The sequence below is a fragment of the Gordonia sp. UBA7599 genome, assembly GCA_002477755.1.
In the GTDB taxonomy this organism is placed as follows: domain Bacteria; phylum Actinomycetota; class Actinomycetes; order Mycobacteriales; family Mycobacteriaceae; genus Gordonia.
On record DLKD01000136.1, the window covers coordinates 65,851 to 81,455 of the forward strand.

Annotated in this window: 15 protein-coding genes; 6 read left to right on the forward strand and 9 right to left on the reverse strand. The window is 68.2% G+C overall.

The window, feature by feature from the left end; genetic code table 11:
• Nucleotides 1–7: 7 nt before the first annotated feature.
• From B4L26_RS15625 to B4L26_RS15640, 4 genes are read right to left on the reverse strand one after another with little or no spacing between them, the layout of a single operon-like run.
• Nucleotides 8–877: an FAS1-like dehydratase domain-containing protein gene (locus B4L26_RS15625; protein ID WP_290720215.1), complete on the reverse strand. Its 870-nt coding sequence runs from the start codon at nucleotides 875–877 to the stop codon at nucleotides 8–10.
• Entirely contained in the window at nucleotides 877–1,617 is a 741-nt protein-coding gene (gene fabG, locus B4L26_RS15630; RefSeq protein WP_290720216.1) for a 3-oxoacyl-ACP reductase FabG, read from the reverse strand. Before fabG ends, B4L26_RS15625 begins: the two co-directional genes overlap by 1 nt.
• Entirely contained in the window at nucleotides 1,614–2,831 is a 1,218-nt protein-coding gene (locus tag B4L26_RS15635; protein WP_290720217.1) for an acyl-CoA dehydrogenase family protein, read from the reverse strand. Before B4L26_RS15635 ends, fabG begins: the two co-directional genes overlap by 4 nt.
• Before the next feature lie 42 nt (nucleotides 2,832–2,873).
• Entirely contained in the window at nucleotides 2,874–4,064 is a 1,191-nt protein-coding gene (locus B4L26_RS15640) for an acyl-CoA dehydrogenase family protein (RefSeq protein ID WP_290720218.1), read from the reverse strand.
• Between the two features lie 70 nt (nucleotides 4,065–4,134).
• Here B4L26_RS15640 and B4L26_RS15645 point away from each other — a divergent pair, with 70 nt between their 5' ends.
• From B4L26_RS15645 to B4L26_RS15660, 4 genes are all read left to right on the forward strand, one after another.
• Nucleotides 4,135–5,397 (forward strand): CoA transferase, encoded by a 1,263-nt coding sequence (locus B4L26_RS15645; RefSeq protein ID WP_290720219.1) that lies wholly within the window; start codon nucleotides 4,135–4,137, stop codon nucleotides 5,395–5,397.
• 136 nt (nucleotides 5,398–5,533) lie between these two features.
• Nucleotides 5,534–5,902, forward strand: coding sequence for a hypothetical protein (locus B4L26_RS15650; protein WP_290720220.1), 369 nt, complete (start codon nucleotides 5,534–5,536; stop codon nucleotides 5,900–5,902).
• A gap of 141 nt (nucleotides 5,903–6,043) precedes the next feature.
• Entirely contained in the window at nucleotides 6,044–7,264 is a 1,221-nt protein-coding gene (locus B4L26_RS15655) for an acyl-CoA dehydrogenase family protein (RefSeq protein WP_290720221.1), read from the forward strand.
• Nucleotides 7,257–8,273 carry a phosphotransferase family protein gene (locus B4L26_RS15660; RefSeq protein WP_290720223.1) on the forward strand — a complete coding sequence of 339 codons (1,017 nt, stop codon included), beginning with the start codon at nucleotides 7,257–7,259 and terminating at the stop codon, nucleotides 8,271–8,273. Before B4L26_RS15655 ends, B4L26_RS15660 begins: the two co-directional genes overlap by 8 nt.
• 83 nt (nucleotides 8,274–8,356) lie before the next feature.
• Here B4L26_RS15660 and B4L26_RS15665 read toward each other — a convergent pair whose 3' ends face one another.
• Entirely contained in the window at nucleotides 8,357–9,046 is a 690-nt protein-coding gene (locus B4L26_RS15665) for a histidine phosphatase family protein (RefSeq protein WP_290720224.1), read from the reverse strand.
• Nucleotides 9,047–9,339: 293 nt separating this feature from the next.
• Here B4L26_RS15665 and B4L26_RS15670 point away from each other — a divergent pair, with 293 nt between their 5' ends.
• Both B4L26_RS15670 and B4L26_RS15675 read left to right on the forward strand, forming a co-directional pair.
• Nucleotides 9,340–10,626 (forward strand): ROK family protein, encoded by a 1,287-nt coding sequence (locus tag B4L26_RS15670; RefSeq protein WP_290720225.1) that lies wholly within the window; start codon nucleotides 9,340–9,342, stop codon nucleotides 10,624–10,626.
• Nucleotides 10,627–10,735: 109 nt separating this feature from the next.
• The gene (locus tag B4L26_RS15675) at nucleotides 10,736–11,440 is read left to right on the forward strand and encodes a phosphotransferase (RefSeq protein WP_290720227.1); all 705 of its coding nucleotides are present in this window, start codon (nucleotides 10,736–10,738) and stop codon (nucleotides 11,438–11,440) included.
• On the opposite strand, the gene B4L26_RS15680 is transcribed toward B4L26_RS15675, so the two are convergent.
• From B4L26_RS15680 to B4L26_RS15695, 4 genes are all read right to left on the reverse strand, one after another.
• Entirely contained in the window at nucleotides 11,409–12,257 is an 849-nt protein-coding gene (locus B4L26_RS15680; RefSeq protein ID WP_290720228.1) for an ABC transporter permease, read from the reverse strand. The genes B4L26_RS15675 and B4L26_RS15680 overlap by 32 nt on opposite strands.
• Nucleotides 12,254–13,228, reverse strand: a complete 975-nt coding sequence (locus B4L26_RS15685) for an ATP-binding cassette domain-containing protein (RefSeq protein ID WP_290720229.1) — start codon at nucleotides 13,226–13,228, stop codon at nucleotides 12,254–12,256. Before B4L26_RS15685 ends, B4L26_RS15680 begins: the two co-directional genes overlap by 4 nt.
• Before the next feature lie 104 nt (nucleotides 13,229–13,332).
• Nucleotides 13,333–14,283 carry an adenylate/guanylate cyclase domain-containing protein gene (locus B4L26_RS15690; RefSeq protein ID WP_290720230.1) on the reverse strand — a complete coding sequence of 317 codons (951 nt, stop codon included), beginning with the start codon at nucleotides 14,281–14,283 and terminating at the stop codon, nucleotides 13,333–13,335.
• Nucleotides 14,280–15,551, reverse strand: a complete 1,272-nt coding sequence (locus B4L26_RS15695; RefSeq protein WP_290720231.1) for a TetR/AcrR family transcriptional regulator — start codon at nucleotides 15,549–15,551, stop codon at nucleotides 14,280–14,282. Before B4L26_RS15695 ends, B4L26_RS15690 begins: the two co-directional genes overlap by 4 nt.
• Nucleotides 15,552–15,605: the final 54 nt, after the last annotated feature.

The following is a 15,605-nucleotide window of genomic DNA, read 5'->3' on the forward strand; positions in this document are numbered from 1 at the left end:
TCCTTTTTCAGGTGAGGGTGAGTTCGACGGTGGTGCGCGGCCCGGCTTCCTCGCCGCCGGGGCCGATGACTTCGACGGTAGTTCCCGTCGGGGTGGGTGTGGCCACCAGTTGGGCGGATTGCCCGCAGAACAGTGGCGCCGAGACGCGGTGGGACAGCGCGCGCACTGGGCGTGCATCACCGTCGAGGCGGTGAGTCTCGAGCAGGGCCAGCGTCATCAGCGGTCCGTGCACGACGAGCCCGGGATAGCCTTCGACGCCGGTGGCATAAGGCCAGTCGTAGTGGATGCGATGGGCGTTGGCGGTAGCCGCGGAGAAGCGCATCAACAGGGTCGGGTCGGTGCGCAACTGCCAGCGGCGCTCACCGTCGGCGATGATCGGTGGGCCCGCGGGGACCATCGAGGCGGCAGGCTCCGGCGGCGGTGGTGTGCCGCTGGCTTCGGCGGCCTCGCGGTAGACGAGGTTCTGCTTCTCGACGACGGCGGGCGTGCCGTCGGGTGCGAACAGGATCGTCGATGTCACGACGATCACGAGCTTGCCGCTGCGACCATTCTTTTCGGTGACCGACTCGACGGTGGCCTCGCGGCGGACGGTGTCGCCGACGCGCAGCGTTCCGGTGAACTCCGCCGAACCGCCGGCGAACATGCGCCGCGGCAGTTCTACCGGTGGCAGGAACGAGCCGCGGAACGGGTGACCGTCGACGCTGATCTGCGACGACGGTGACCACCGCGGCAGCGCCACCCAGTGCCACAGCGGCGGCAGGGGGTCGCCCGGCGCGGGGGCCGGCAGACCGTCGTCGAGCAGCGCGGCCAAGGCCGCGACGGGTCCTGGGTCGAGGAGTTCGTCGGTGACGACCGTGTGCGGTTGCCAGTCGGCCATCACATGTACCGGCCGCCGGTGACCTCCAGGATGGTGCCGGTCATGTACGACGAGAGGTCGCTGGCGAGGAACACGGCGACCTTCGCGATCTCATCGGGCTCGCCCGCGCGGCCCATCGGGATTTCGGTCATCTTCGAATCCCATGCGGCCTGCGGCATGGCTTCGGTCATCGCGGTGCGGATGAGACCGGGCTGGATCGAATTGACGCGGATCCCCTTGGTGGCGAACTCCTTCGCAGCAGCCTTGCTCATCGCGGCGATTCCGGCCTTGGCGGCCGAGTAGTTCGTCTGGCCGAAGTTGCCGACCTTGCCCGAGATCGAGGACATGTTCACGATCGCGCCGCCGCCGTGCTCGCGCATGATGTCGGCGGCCAGTTTCGTGCCGAGCCAGGTGCCCTTGAGGTGCACGGAGATGACCTGGTCGAACTGCTCCTCGGTCATCTTGCGCATGCTGGCGTCGCGGGTGATGCCGGCGTTGTTCACCATGATGTCGAGCGTGCCGAAGCGGTCGATCGCGGCGGCGAGCAGCGCGGCGACATCGTCGGCGACGGTGACATTGCACCGCACCCCGAGTGCCACGTCCTCACCGAGTTCCTTGGCGGCCGCCTCGACCTGCTCGGCGTTCATGTCACCGAGTGCGACGGTCGCGCCCTCGGCGATGAAGCGCTGGGCGATGGCCAGGCCGATGCCCTGCGCGCCGCCGGTGATCACTGCGGTCTTACCTGCGAGCAGTCCTGTCATTGTGTGCCTCCTTGGGCCTTCTTCGCCTCGCGCACGAGGCCGCCTCCGATGATGAGGCGCTGGATTTCGCTGGTCCCTTCGTAGAGGCGCAGCAGTCGTACGTCGCGGTAGATCCGCTCGACGGGCATCTCGCGCATGTAACCCGACCCGCCGTGGATTTGGACGGCCTTGTCGGCGACCTGCCCGACCATCTCGGTGCAGAACAGCTTCGCCACCGAGGGTGCGATTCGACGATCCTCGTTGGCCACCCACTTGCGTGCGGCGTCGCGGGCCAGGGCGCGTCCGGCCATGATGCCCGTCTGCATGTCGGCGAGGTGGGCCTGCACGAGCTGGAAGTCGCCGATCGGCGTACCGCCCTGCGTGGTGACGGCGGCGTGGCGCAGCGACTCGTCGAGGGCGCGCTGCGCGGCGCCCACCGACATTCCGGAGATGTGTACCCGCCCACGTGCCAGCGACGTCATGGCGGCCCGGTAGCCGGTGTCCTCGTCGCCGCCGACCAGTGCCGACGCCGGTACCCGCACCCCGGTGTACGAGACGTTCGACGTCCAGGCGCCCTGCTGGCCCATCTTCTCGTCGTGCGGTGCGACGGAGAGCCCGGGCGCATCAGCGGGCACGAGGAACACCGCGATCCCGGGGCCCTTCTCGTCGGCCGGACGGGTGCGGGCGAAAGTAACGATGAGGTTCGCCGACGCGGCGTTGGTGATGAAGCACTTCTCGCCGTCGAGGATCCAGTCGGAGTTCTCGTCGTCGGGATTGACGCGGACGGCTTTGGTGCGCAGTCCGGCCGGGTTGGACCCGGCGCCGGGTTCGGTGAGTGCGAACGAGGCGACGACCTCGCCGGTGGCGATCTTCTCCAGCCACTGGGCCTTCTGCTCGTCGGTGCCGAAGTTCACCAGAACCTGCCCGGCGATGCCGTTGTTGGTGCCGAACATCGACCGGACCGCCAGGGAGGTGTAACCCAGCTCCATGGCCAGCTCGACATCCTGGGCGAGGTCGAGACCCAGGCCGCCGAACTCCTGCGGGATGGCGAATCCGAACAGGCCCATGTCCTTGGCCTGCTGTCGCAGGTCGTCGGGGATGGCGTCGGCGTCGGCGATCTCGCTCTCGCGCGGGATGACGCGGGTGCGCACCCACTCGCGCACCGAGTCGCGGATCTGGGCGAAGTCCTCGGCGTCGACCTCGGCGCCTCCGACGTCGTAGCGCTCGTCAGCCATGGGTGTCTCCTCGGTGGTGGGTCTGGGTCACAGGGCGGTGGGTCACTGGGCGTAGTCCTCCAGCAGGCGGCGCCCGATGATCATGCGCTGGATGTCGGCGGTGCCCTCGCCGATCAGCAGCATGGGCGTCTCGCGGTAGAGCCGCTCGATCTCGAAGTCTTTCGCGAAGCCGTAGCCGCCGTGGATGCGGAAGGAATCCTCGACGACGTCGCGGCAGTACTCCGACGCGAGGTACTTGGCCATTCCGGCCTCAAGGTCATTGCGCTGGCCAGCGTCCTTGATCCGCGCCGCGCGCACGACCATCTGGTGGGCAGCCTCCACCTTCGTGCCCATCTCGGCGATGCGGAACAGCACTGCTTGGTGTTGCGCGATGGGTTTGCCGAACGTCTCGCGCTGCTGGGCGTAGGCGACGCCGAGTTCGAAGGCGCGCAGGGCGACGCCGACGCCGCGCGCCGCGACGTTCACGCGACCCACCTCGACGCCGTCCATCATCTGATAGAAACCGCGCCCGGGCTCACCGCCAAGGATCTGCTCGGCGCCGATCCGGAAACCGTCGAAGAGCAACTCGGTGGTGTCGACCCCCTTGTAGCCCATCTTCTCGATCTTCCCGGGGATGGTCAGGCCGGGCGCCACCTCGCCGAAGCCGGGCGTCTTCTCGAGGAGGAAGGTCGTGAGGTTCTGATGGGGCTTGTCGTGGCCGAGGGGCGTGCGGACCAGGACGGCGACGAGGCTCGATGTCCCGCCGTTGGTCAGCCACATCTTCTGGCCGTTGATCACGTAGTCGTCGCCGTCGGGGCGGGCGGTCGTCGTGATGGCGGCGACGTCGGAGCCCAATGCGGGTTCGGACAGCGAGAACGCGCCGGTGAGCTCGCCGACGGCCAGGCGGGGGAGGTATTCGGCTTTCTGCTCGTCGGTGCCGTGCTGGGCCAGCAGGTACGCGACGATGAAATGGGTGTTGACGATGCCCGAGACGCTCATCCAGCCGCGGGAGAGTTCTTCGACGACGAGCGCGTAGGTCAGCAGCGATTCGCCGAGCCCGCCGTATTCCTCGGCGATGGTCAGGCCGAAAACCCCCATCTCCTTGAGGGCCGCGACGATGTCGGTGGGATATTCGTCGCGATGCTCGAGCTCATTGGCGACGGGAAGGATCTGCTCGTCGACAAAGGTGCGGATCGTCGCCAGCATCTCCCGTTGGACGTCGGTGAGATCGGCGGTGTCGCAGAGCTTCGCCATGGGATAGAAACTAACCCATGGGTGCGAGCACGGTGCAGAGTCAGTCGGTGGCGACGGGGATGGACAACCGATGGGGATGAACCAGCCGCTGCGCGGCCTGCGTGTGGTCGAGTTCGCGAGCTTCGTCGCCGCGCCGTCGGCCGGGATGACACTGGCACAGCTCGGCGCTGATGTGATCAAGGTCGATCCGCTCGGCGGGAACACCGATTACCGCCGCTGGCCGCTGGCGCTCGACTCGCCCGACAGCCTGTTCTGGACGTCGCTGAACCGTGGCAAACGGTCGGTAGCGGTGAACATGCGCACCCCGGAGGGGCAGGAGTTGGTGCTGGCCCTGGCCACCGCGCCGGGGCGGGATGCGGGGATCTGCGTCGATAACACCGTCGGACGGTCGTGGCTGTCGTATGAGGCGATGACCGCGCGGCGGACGGACATGATCGCCGTGCATATCGAGGGCCGTGCCGACGGTGGTGCCGCGGTCGACTACACGGTGAACTCGGCGGTCGGGATCCCCATGCAGACCGGCCCCGTCGACGGGGGGCCGGTCAACCACGTCCTGCCGGCGTGGGACTTCATCACCGGGCAGGCAATCTCGACCGCGGTGCTCGCGGCGTTGCACCGGCGCGAACGGACCGGGGAGGGTAGTCGGGTCGAGATCGCGCTGGCCGACGTCGCTGCGGCCGGCGTCGCCAATCTCGGCTGGTACACCGAGGCGCTGCAGCGCGGTAACCGTGCGCGGCACGGCAACCACCTCTATGGGAGTTTCGGGACCGACTTCGAGACGGCCGACGGTGGTCGGGTCATGGTTGTCACGCTGTCGCCGCGGCAGTGGAAGAGCCTGGGCGAGGCGACCGGGTTGTCGGCTGCGTTGGCGGCGATGGCCGAGTCATTCGGTGTCGACTTCTTCACCGACGAGGGTCGCTACGAGCACCGGGACGCGATCGCCGACCTGCTGCGGCCGTGGTTCGCGCAGCGCAACTTCGCGGAGGTCGAGGCCGCGTTGAACGCGGCGGGTGCCCTCTGGGGGCCGTATCAGTCGATGCGTGCCTTTGCCGAGGCGTTTCGTGCCGACCCGTCGTCAGCCCCCGTCCTCGTCGAGGTCGATCAACCCGGCGTCGGGCAGGTCATCTCTGCCAAGTCGCCGATCCGCGTCGACGGTCAGTATGTCGATGCCGGCGTTGCGAGGAGCGGCGGCCAGGGCGGCAGCGACGGCGGCGGGAACGGGGCACCGATGGTGGCCAGTGCGCTGGGGGCCGATACCGACGAGATTCTCGCCTCGGTGTTGGGCTTGTCCGATGCCGAGCTGGCGAAGCTTCACGACTTGGGAGTCATCTGACCCGAAATTCCGCCGAGTGGGCCGTCCCACCCCGCCGACTGGGCCGTCCGTCTCCGCCGAGTGGGCCGTTCAACCCCGCCGACTGGGTCGCCCAACGGCCTAGTGTCGATCTCACACCGCACTGAGGGAGAACGTCATGAGCGCGTTGATCGTCGTATGTCTAGTCATCGCCGCCGTCATCCACCTCCTCCCGGTGCCGGGGATCCTCGGTGCAGCTTGGCTCGAGCGTCTGTACGGATCCCGCATCGACGACCCCGACATGCTCGTCATGATGCGCCACCGCGCGCTGATGTTCGGCATCGTCGGCGGCATCCTGATTGCAGCGGCGATCCGGTCGGAATGGCGAGGTCTGGCCGTAGTCGTCGGTCTGGTGAGCGCGGCAGGCTTTCTGGTCATCGCGGGGCTGGTAGGCGGGTACGGCGACAAGATTCGACGTGTGGTGATCGCCGACGTGGTGGCCGTCGTGGCGCTTGTGATTGCGGGTGCGGCACTCATCTGGGGCTGACCGTCGGCGTTGATCCCGGAGTCTGACATCGGCCACCGGACTACCGGTTACGGTGACCATGAGCGCCTTGACCGATGCCAGTCGGCATGACACCATGACCGGCAGACCGAACGCTCGCTCGGTATCGGAGAAAGAAGCAGCATGGCCATCGATTTGTCCTACTCCCCGGAGGTTGTCGACCTCGTCGCGCGCACCCAGGCGTTCATCGCCGAGCACGTCGCGCCCGTCGAAGAGCAGTTCCACGGCGACATCACCGCAGCCGGCGGCGACGACCTCCGTCGTGAACTCAACGCCAAAGCCAAGGCCGCCGGGATCTTCGCCCCGCACGCGCCGGTGGAATACGGCGGACTCGGGCTCAACATGTCCGACCGCTCACCGGTCTTCACCGCGGCCGGGCACTCGACCTTCGGCCCCGTCGCCCTACACATCGGCGCCCCCGACGAGGGCAACGTCCACATGCTCTCCCACATCGCCAGCGACGCCCAGCGCGACAAGTACCTCGGGCCGCTCGCGACTGGCGAGGTCCGCAGCGGGTTCGCCATGACCGAGCCCGCCCCGACCGGCGCCGGCTCCGACCCCAACTGCCTCTCGACGACTGCGGTCAAGGCCGACGGCGGCTGGAAGATCAACGGCCGCAAGCGCTTCATCACCGGCGCCGACGGTGCCGGCTTCTACATCATCATGGCCCGCACATCGGGCAGCGTCGGCGACCGCGGGGGCGCGACGATGTTCCTCGCCCCCGGCGACACCCCCGGCATCAGCGTCGACCGCCACGTCCACACCATCGACAAGGCCATGATCGGCGGGCACTGCGAGATGACGTTCGCCGACGTCTTCGTCCCCGACGAGGATGTGCTCGGCGAGGTCGACGAGGGGTACCGCTACGCGCAGGTCCGCCTTGGCCCGGCGCGGATGACCCACGTGATGCGCTGGCTCGGATCGGCGGAGCGGGCGCACGCGATCGCCGTCGACTATGTCCGCGAGCGCGACGGATTCGGCGGCAAGCTCGCCGATCTCGGCATGATCCAACAGATGATCGCCGACAACGAGATCGACCTCGCGGCCACCCGCGCTCTGCTGGCGCGTGCTTGCTACGAACTCGACCAGGGCGAGCACGCATCGGATTCGACGTCCATCGCGAAGACCTATGGTGCCGAGGCCTTCTCGCGGATCGTCGATCGCTCGATCCAGATGTGCGGCGGCCTCGGCGTCTCCGCCGACCTCCCGCTGGCCCGCCTGGCCGACGAACTGCGCCCCTTCCGGATCTACGACGGACCGTCGGAAGTCCACCGCTGGGCCATCGCCAAGCGCGCCGTCGGGCGCGCCCGCAAAGCCGCACAACGAAAGGCCGACCATGCCTGACCATCCCGGACTCTCGACGGAAGCACTGCGAAAGTTGCTGGCCGCCAACGGCGTCGACGTCGTCGGTGACCTCAAGATCGACCTCATCAGCGGTGGGCGGTCGAATCTGACCTTCGCGGTCGAAGACGGTGAGCGCCGATGGATCGCGCGCCGCCCCCCGATGGGCGGGCTGACCCCGTCGGCCCACGACATGAACCGCGAATGGGCGGTGACCTCGGCTCTCGCCGACACCAACGTCCCCGTCGCACCAACCGTCGCGATCGACCGCGACGGCGAGATCATCGGCGCACCCTGCACCGTCGTCGAGTTCGTCGATGGCCTGGTGATCCGCTCGACCGACGACCTCAACATCTGGTCCGACGACGAGGTGACGGCCAACTTTGACGCCCTCGTCAAGACTCTGGCCGACCTGCACGCCGTCGACTACGAAGCGGTCGGACTGGGTGACTTCGGTCGGCCCGAGGGCTTCGCCGGCCGACAGGTCAAGCTGTGGGCCCGGCAGTGGGGGCTGGTGAAGACGCGTGACCTCGCCGACGTCGACACGCTGGTCGCGAAACTGAGCGAGCGGATCCCGACCGATGCGCGCAGCACGATCGTGCACGGCGACTTCCGCGTCGACAACACGATCATCGACGGTGAGGATTCCTCCAACGTCAAGGCAGTAGTTGACTGGGAGATGGCCGCGCTGGGCGACCCGCTCACCGACGTCGCCCTCATGTGCATCTACCGCCAACCGGTGTTCGCCACGGTCCTCGGCTTCCGGGCGGCCTGGACCAGCGATCGCTACCCGAGCGCTGCGGACATGGCACAGGCCTATGCGACGGTGACGGGAGCCGACCTGGGTGATTGGGACTTCTACCTCGGCCTGGCGAACCTGAAGCTCGGCGTCATCGCCGAGGGCATTACCCACCGCGCACTACTCGGAGGGTCGTCGGGTGCCGAGGGCGCCGAACGAGCCGCCGAGGCCACTGCCGCCTTCATCGCCGCAGGGCTCAACGCCGTCTCGTAAAGCTCGGTCGTCGCGATTCTGGGCTCGCTCGGCGTTGAAATGGGCTCGGTCGGCGTTGGATTGGGCTCGGTCGGCGGTGCTGGCTAGCGGAAGGTCGCGATCCCGCCGTTGAGGTCGGAAAGGTGCAGGTGCTCGTTGATCGAGACGATGGTGACGCCTTTCCTCCCGACGATGCAGCGGGTGATGGAGGCGTTCATCATCGTCGCGGACAGGCGTGGCCAGTGCCGTGCGTCCAGGCCGAGATGCTGGGCGAGCCACAGCGTGATCGTTCCGGCTGACGACACGACGAGGACGTTGCGCCCCGACCCCGCTTCATCGACCGCGCGCTGACCGGCGGCCGCCACCCGGCGGGCGTACTCCTCAAACGGCTCCGCCGCGTCGAGCTCACCGGTGATCCAGTCGTCGAGCATGGCATCGAGGGACTGCTGGAAATTGCGCCCGTCGGCGTACTCCGCGGCGGTCGGTGCATTCATCAGGCCGGCCAGGTCGTATTCGTCCCACCCCTCGTCGACAACGGCGCTGGGCTGCTCATCGAACGCACCGATCACACCGGCCAGCGTCTGGCGCTGCCGCAGGAGTCCACCGCTGATCGCATTGGTGAAACTGGGGACGAGCCCGCTCAGCACGGTGCCGGTGACACCGGCCTGCATCTGACCGGTGGGGGTGAGGGCGCCCGCAGCTTCCCCGTCGAGTTCATCGCCGCCTGCCGCGTCGGAGACGCCGTAGGCCGATGCGTGAGCTTGACCGTGTCGCACGAGGTAAAGAGAACCCATTGGCCCAGCGTAGGCGGTGACGTACACCACCTTTCGCCGGGGCGCGGGCCTGCTCGTATTGCGCCGACTTCCGCGCACTGCTAGCTTGGCCGACATGTCGTCGCAAGCGAATGCTCCGGAGGTCACCTACGTGACCACTGCTTTGGGCTGCCGTCTGCCGCTTGCGCGAATGCTGTGTTGTTGCCGAATGCACTGATCGTTCCGACCCAGTGCCCTTGCCGGGCTTACCTGCATTCAATCCCGCCGACGCCGATGAGCGCTGCTCACGTTGGCACGCACCCCAGGACAACACCATGACCAGCATTCTTGATCGCCCCACCACCGACACCGCGCGTCTCGCAACCGTGCCGCGCGTCCCGCATTCGCGTTCGCCGCGCCCGGTCGGCGCCCCGTTGCCCGCGCGGCCGCGGCTCAGCGACGTCCACGTCACCACCCCCGACCTCGCCCTCTCCGATCGGCCCGCCGCGCAGGTGCTGCGCGCCGTCCGACTGTCGGCCCCGGTCTTCCGCGACGAGATCGCCGAGTCCACCGGACTCTCCATCTCGACGGTCAACCGGCAGGTCGGCGCCCTCCTCAAGGCCGGCCTCATCCGTGAGCGCAGCGACCTCGCGCCGGCCGGCGCAGTCGGCCGTCCGCGTCTGCCGGTCGAGGTCTCCGTCGCCGAGCACCTGACCATCGGCGTGCACATCGGCTACAAGGTCACTTCGATCACCGCCCACGACCTGCTGCACCGCGTCGTTGGCGCCATCTCGGTGCCGACGCCTGCCGATGCCGGAGCGGAGAACGCGCTCACCGCGCTTGCGCACAGCGTCGCCGGATTCCTCTCGCGTTGGCGCAACCGCGAGATCCGGTGGGTCGGCGTCGCGCTTGGCGGCCGCGTGCACGACGGCGGCGTCGTCGACCACCCGCGCCTGGGTTGGTCGCAGGCCGAGGTCGGGCGCATCTTCGCTCAGACGCTGGGTTACCCGGTGTCGGTGGCGTCGCACGTCGAGGCCATGGCTGCCGCCGAACTGGTCGCCAACCCGGCACAGCGGTCCAGCTTCTTGTACTTCTACGCCCGTGAAATGGTCGGCGTCGCGTTCAGTGTCGACGGTTCGGTCCACACCCCGAGTGCTGGCCCGCCGGTCATCGGGCACTTCCCGATCGGTGCGACGACGCTGCTCGACCCGCATCGCACCGGCCAGCTCGAGGCCGCGACCAGCGACACCGGGATCGTCGCCGCCGCACGTGCGGCGGGCTTGGAGATCTCCGAGATCGCCGAGGTTCACGAGGCTGCACGCGACGGGAACGAGACCGCCCGCGACATCCTGACCGAGCGCGCCGAGGTCCTCGGCCGCGCGGTCGCGCTGATCGCCGACATCTTCAACCCCGACCACGTCGTGTTGGGCGGCCAGGCCTTCACCGATGCGCCGCAGACCCTACCCGTCGTGGCTCGAGTCATCCGCGACACGAGCGTCACCGCCAAGCGTGACGTGCGGGTCTCGCGTGCGGGGGTCACCGTGCAGCAGCAAGCAGCCGGCGCGGTCTCCCTCGACGCGATCTACGCCGATCCGCTCGGTGCTCTCGCGATCACCGGGTAACCCCTGCTGCGATCTGTACGTATTACGGAGATGGGCGTGATAATCACGTCTGTCCAAGTAATACGTACAGATCTCAGCAGTTGATGGACCGTCTGGCGATGGGGGGGCAATGACGATCCCCACCGAGCCGGTCGCAATCCCCGAGCGGGTGCGTCTCTTGGCTCGCGGTGCCGCGTTGTCGTGCCTCTGGGCGAACGAGCTCGGTGGCCTGACCTTCCTCGCGACAGCGGCCGACGGCGAGGACTTCGTGATCAAGTGGGGTCCACGCAACCAGGAGACTTCCATGCGCGCCGAGGCCGAGCGCCTCCGCTGGGCGCAGGAGTGGATCCGGGTCCCGACGGTGATCGACCAGGGCGAGGACGACGACCACGAGTGGCTCGTCACCGCTGCGGTCCAAGTAGGCGATGCGGTCGCGCAAAGTGCAGTGGCCCCGCGGTGGCTCGCCGATCCCGCGACCGCGGTGCGCGCGGTCGGGGAGGGACTGCGCGCGATGCACGACTCGCTGCCGGTCCGGGAGTGCCCGTGGGAGTGGTCGGTCACCAACCGGATCGCCGGTGCCGCGGAGCGTGCGATCACCGTGCCGGATCACCTGCGCGAAGCACCGCCACCCGATCGGTTGGTGGTCTGCCACGGCGATGCGTGTTGCCCCAACACCCTGATGGGCGACGGCGGGCGGTGGGTCGCCCACGTCGACCTAACGCGACCTGACCCCAGAGCCTGCACCGCTTCGGCAATCCCACGTCGATCGATGCTGGGTTGCCGAAACCGCGTTGGGTCTCGCTTCAGTCGGTGGTGCGGCGGTAGTACGCGCTGATCGCAATGGGGGCGATGACCGCGGTCAGCAGGACCGACCAGGCGATGGTCGCGAGTTCGGGGTGCTGCAGGGGCCAGGGCGCACCTTCGGAAGCGGCGGGACCGTTGCCCCACAGCACGCGCATGGCCTGGACTAGCGATGAGATCGGGTTCCACTCGGCGATCGTCTTCAGCCAACTCGGCATGCCCGCGGTGGGCACGAAGGCGTTGGAGAGGAAGGTGATCGGGAAGAGTGTGGTGAACATGAACCCGTTCACCGCCTCGACGGTCTTGAACCGCGACCCGACGAGCAGCCCGAACCAGATCATCGCGAACCCGAACAGCAACACGAGCGCGAACCCGAGGACGGCCTCGGGGACTGACGTCCGGATGCGCCACCCGATCGCCAGCCCGGTGACTGCCATGACGACGATGCCGATCGACGAGTGCAGCACCGCGGCGATCGCCCGGCCCACGATCACCGACGATTGGTGGATCGGCAACGACCGGAAGCGGTCGATGATGCCCTTCTCCAGGTCGGCGGTCACACCGGTCGCCACGATGAATGCGGTGAACGCGATGGTCTGTCCCATGATCCCGGGCAGCAGGAACTCGCGGTAGTTGCCGCTGCCGGGTACGGCGATCGCCGAGCCGAACACGAACGCGAACAACAGCACGAACATGATCGGCTGGAACGTCACGTCGGCCAGCATCTCGGGCATGCGCTTGGTGTGGATCAGGTTGCGCTTCACCATGATCCACGACTGTCGCCACAGGCTCGTCGGCGTGATCGGCAAGCTAGTGCTGCGCGCGGGCACAGTGTTGGTCGTCGTGGTCATAGCGACGCCTCCTGCTCGGTCTCATCGGGTTCGGTTCGTCGGCCCGTCAACGACAGGAACACGTCGTCGAGGCTCGGCCGGGCCAATCCCAGGTCGTCGATGGCGATCCCGGTCTCGTCGAGCCATCCGGCGGCACTCGTCAGGTCGCCGAGCCCGTTGGCGGTCATGGTCACCCGTCGCGCGTTGGGCTCCACGAACACCTCGTGCCCGGAGCGGCGCAACACTTGTGCGGCCGCCTCGAGGTCCTCGGCGTTGGACACGGTCAGCACGAGGCTCGCCGCCCCCGCCCGCTCCTTGAGCTCCAGCGCGGTGCCGTGCTCGATGATGCGGCCGTGGTCGACGACGACGATGTCGTCGGCCAACTGATCGGCTTCCTCCAGGTACTGGGTGGTCAGCAGCAGCGTCGTTCCGTCGTTGACCAGGTCCCGTAGGACGTCCCACAGCTCGGTGCGGCTGCGCGGGTCGAGGCCGGTGGTCGGCTCGTCGAGGAACAGCACAGGGGGTGCGGCCAGCAGACTCGTCGCCAGGTCCAGACGTCGGCGCATGCCGCCGGAGTAGTCCTTCACCGGCTTGTCCGCCGCGTCCGACAGCGAGAACTGCTCCAACAGCTCATCGCTGCGCGCTGCCAGGGCCTTGCGTCCGATCCCGTACAGCCCGCCGATCATCGCGAGGTTCTCGCGCCCGGTGAGGATCTCGTCGACTGTGGCCGCCTGACCGGTGAGGCCCATGTTGCGGCGGACCTCGTCGGGATGGGTCGTCACGTCGTAGCCGGCCACACGGGCAGTGCCGCTCGTCGGCGTCGTCAGCGTCGTCATCATGCGGACCGTGGTCGTCTTGCCCGCGCCGTTGGGGCCGAGCAGGCCCAGGACGGTTCCGCGGGGTACGACGAAACTGACCCCGTCGACGGCGGTGAAATCACCGAACCGTTTGACCAGGTCGAGGGCCTCAATGGCGATGTCCGATTCGGTCATAGTCCCCGACAGTAGGCGAGGGGTCGGACATCGTGCCACCAGATTTTCGCCGCATCCGAAGCAGAACTGGCCCTACCAGGGACGATGGTCCCGCAACGGGGTTGTCAGTGCTCCCGGACGGACTTGGGCCGCGCCACCGCCGACGCCTTGAGGCGGCGGTATCCGCGCACCGACAGCGTCGGGATCGATCGCACCCGAAAGCGCTCGTCGGCCTCCAACAGATCCGACAGTTCGGCGTTGACCAGGATCGTCCCCGGTCGTGCCGACCCGCACAGCCGCGACGCGATGTTCACCGGCTCACCGAACACGTCGCCATGGCGGTTGAGGATGTCGCCGTAGGCCATGCCGACGCGCAGTTGCGGCACCGGTTCGACCTCGGCGACCTCTTCCTGAATCTCCAGTGCCGTCAGCGCGGCGGCACCGGCGTCGACGTTGGTGAAAAGGACCGCGTCGCCGAGCGTCTTGATGACCTGGCCGCCGTGCCGGGAGATGATCTCGTGCACGCGGTCCTCGAACGCCTCTAGCAGGCTTTCCAGTCCGGCCATGTCGATACGCCGCGACAGGCTTGTGAACCCGACGATGTCGGCGAACCCGACGACCTCGGTCGTGCGCACCCCCGCCAGCCGTTGCGTCTCGGCGTCGACTGAGTCGCGCGTGGCCAGGTCGCGCGCCAGGGCCATCTCGAGGTGCCGTCGCCACACCAACTGCTGGATCGTGCCGAGTGCCTTCGTCATGTCCTCGACTGACCACGTGATGGCGTCGTTGTGCGAGAGCTCCAGCAGCATGTCGGCCTGCCAGTCGGTCAGCCGCGCCATCGTCTGCCCCACGGCGCGCGCGGTCGCGACCTGCTCGTCCTCGGGGATGACCCGCGACGACGCGGCGAAGAACCGCAGCGCCTCGACATCTCGCTGGGAGAAGATCTTCTCGTCGGTGGTGCGCCGTGCGAAACCGAAGGCGTTCCACAGCCGTTCGACAAGTTCGGGCGAGGCGCCGAGTTCGGCGGCCAGCTCGTCGCGGCTGTACCGCGGCCCCCGTGGGTCGGTGGAATCGGTCATCGGTCAACCGTAGTCAACAGCACGCCCGTCATCAGATAGGCCATCTCGGCACCGAACTCCGGGCGCAATGTCCCGCGGCGCAGGCGCACGGCGTCATTGACGATCGACAGCGCCGCATGCACCCCGACACCCGCCTCGGCCGGACCCACGACGGTGGGATCGGCCTGCGGGAGCAACTCGATCCACCGCGCGACATAGCGGCGCTGGCTGTCGAGCAGCGCTGCCGCCGGACTGGCGCTCAGGGCCGCCGAGTTGTTGAACGAGACCGACAGATCCGGCGTCGCGGTGATCACCGCGACGTATGAGTCGACCAGCGCTCGGAGGACCGCGGCGGCCGCGCCGGGGCTCGAGAGGTCGGGGGCCGATGCGTAGGCCGCGATCACCCCGGCCTCCAGGCGCGCCGCGCTGCGCTGCCCGATGCCCACGAGGATCGCCTCCTTCGACGGGAAGTGGTTGTACACGCTCGGCCCGCTGATGCCGACCGCCGCACCGATCTCGTCGACGCCGACGTCGGCGTACCCGCGTTCGGAGAAGAGCGTCGACGCCGCGTCGAGGATCTCGTCGCGCCTCGTCGTCGACGGTGAGGCCGGCATGGCCGGACTGCGCGGTGGTGCCTGCGACGGTCGCAGCGCCAGCAGTCGCAAGCCGCGGTCGACGAGTTCGTCGACTTCTTTCGACGGTGAGAGCCGCGTCTTGTGCACTGCCGCGGATCCGGCGACCGACAGTAGCGCCCAGGTCAGCTGGGAACGCTCCGAACCGGCGAGAGGAGAGCCAGGCCGACCGGACTCGGCCGGCCCGCTCGCTTCGCTCCCGATACCGGATGCATCCGGCCCACTCCCGCTGGCCGGCCCGAGGAGCGCATCGGCCCATCGTCGCAGCACAGCACGGGTGCGCAGCGCGACCTCGCGGTTCTGCTCGTCGCTGAGATACGCACCGGTCCAGCGCCACAACGATGCCGAGAGCGGCCGCTTGGCCAGCGCCTCGAAAAGCGCCCGCAACGTGTCGCGGGTGGAGGAGGATGGCTGTGCGAGAGCGCGATCGGTGCACGTCTCCAGATCGTCGACGCCGGAGAGAACGGCGGCGCCGAGGAGGTCGCGCTTGTCGTCGAAATGCCGGTACAGCGACGGTGCGGTGACCCCCGCGGCGCGCGCGATGTCGGCCATCGAGACATGTGGGTATCCGCGCTGCACAAACAGGTCGGCGGCCCGCTCGATGAGCTGGCTGCGACGGTCGGCCGGGCGGCTAGCCCGAGCGGATTGCATGGTCATGGTGAACAGACCATAGCCCACGAAAACGAGAAGTTGAACCAATTGACCACCAGG

What these genes read in the sequence shown, in the direction of transcription:
- B4L26_RS15685 (WP_290720229.1), bottom strand. Translation starts at nt 13,228, where the DNA reads ATGACCGAATCGGACATCGCCATTGAGGCCCTCGACCTGGTCAAACGG.
- B4L26_RS15640 (WP_290720218.1), bottom strand. Translation starts at nt 4,064, where the DNA reads ATGGCGAAGCTCTGCGACACCGCCGATCTCACCGACGTCCAACGGGAG.
- B4L26_RS15650 (WP_290720220.1), top strand. Translation starts at nt 5,534, where the DNA reads ATGAGCGCGTTGATCGTCGTATGTCTAGTCATCGCCGCCGTCATCCAC.
- B4L26_RS15690 (WP_290720230.1), bottom strand. Translation starts at nt 14,283, where the DNA reads ATGACCGATTCCACCGACCCACGGGGGCCGCGGTACAGCCGCGACGAG.
- B4L26_RS15665 (WP_290720224.1), bottom strand. Translation starts at nt 9,046, where the DNA reads ATGGGTTCTCTTTACCTCGTGCGACACGGTCAAGCTCACGCATCGGCC.
- B4L26_RS15660 (WP_290720223.1), top strand. Translation starts at nt 7,257, where the DNA reads ATGCCTGACCATCCCGGACTCTCGACGGAAGCACTGCGAAAGTTGCTG.
- fabG (WP_290720216.1), bottom strand. Translation starts at nt 1,617, where the DNA reads ATGACAGGACTGCTCGCAGGTAAGACCGCAGTGATCACCGGCGGCGCG.
- B4L26_RS15655 (WP_290720221.1), top strand. Translation starts at nt 6,044, where the DNA reads ATGGCCATCGATTTGTCCTACTCCCCGGAGGTTGTCGACCTCGTCGCG.
- B4L26_RS15625 (WP_290720215.1), bottom strand. Translation starts at nt 877, where the DNA reads ATGGCCGACTGGCAACCGCACACGGTCGTCACCGACGAACTCCTCGAC.
- B4L26_RS15645 (WP_290720219.1), top strand. Translation starts at nt 4,135, where the DNA reads ATGGGGATGAACCAGCCGCTGCGCGGCCTGCGTGTGGTCGAGTTCGCG.
- B4L26_RS15695 (WP_290720231.1), bottom strand. Translation starts at nt 15,551, where the DNA reads ATGACCATGCAATCCGCTCGGGCTAGCCGCCCGGCCGACCGTCGCAGC.
- B4L26_RS15675 (WP_290720227.1), top strand. Translation starts at nt 10,736, where the DNA reads ATGACGATCCCCACCGAGCCGGTCGCAATCCCCGAGCGGGTGCGTCTC.
- B4L26_RS15670 (WP_290720225.1), top strand. Translation starts at nt 9,340, where the DNA reads ATGACCAGCATTCTTGATCGCCCCACCACCGACACCGCGCGTCTCGCA.
- B4L26_RS15680 (WP_290720228.1), bottom strand. Translation starts at nt 12,257, where the DNA reads ATGACCACGACGACCAACACTGTGCCCGCGCGCAGCACTAGCTTGCCG.
- B4L26_RS15635 (WP_290720217.1), bottom strand. Translation starts at nt 2,831, where the DNA reads ATGGCTGACGAGCGCTACGACGTCGGAGGCGCCGAGGTCGACGCCGAG.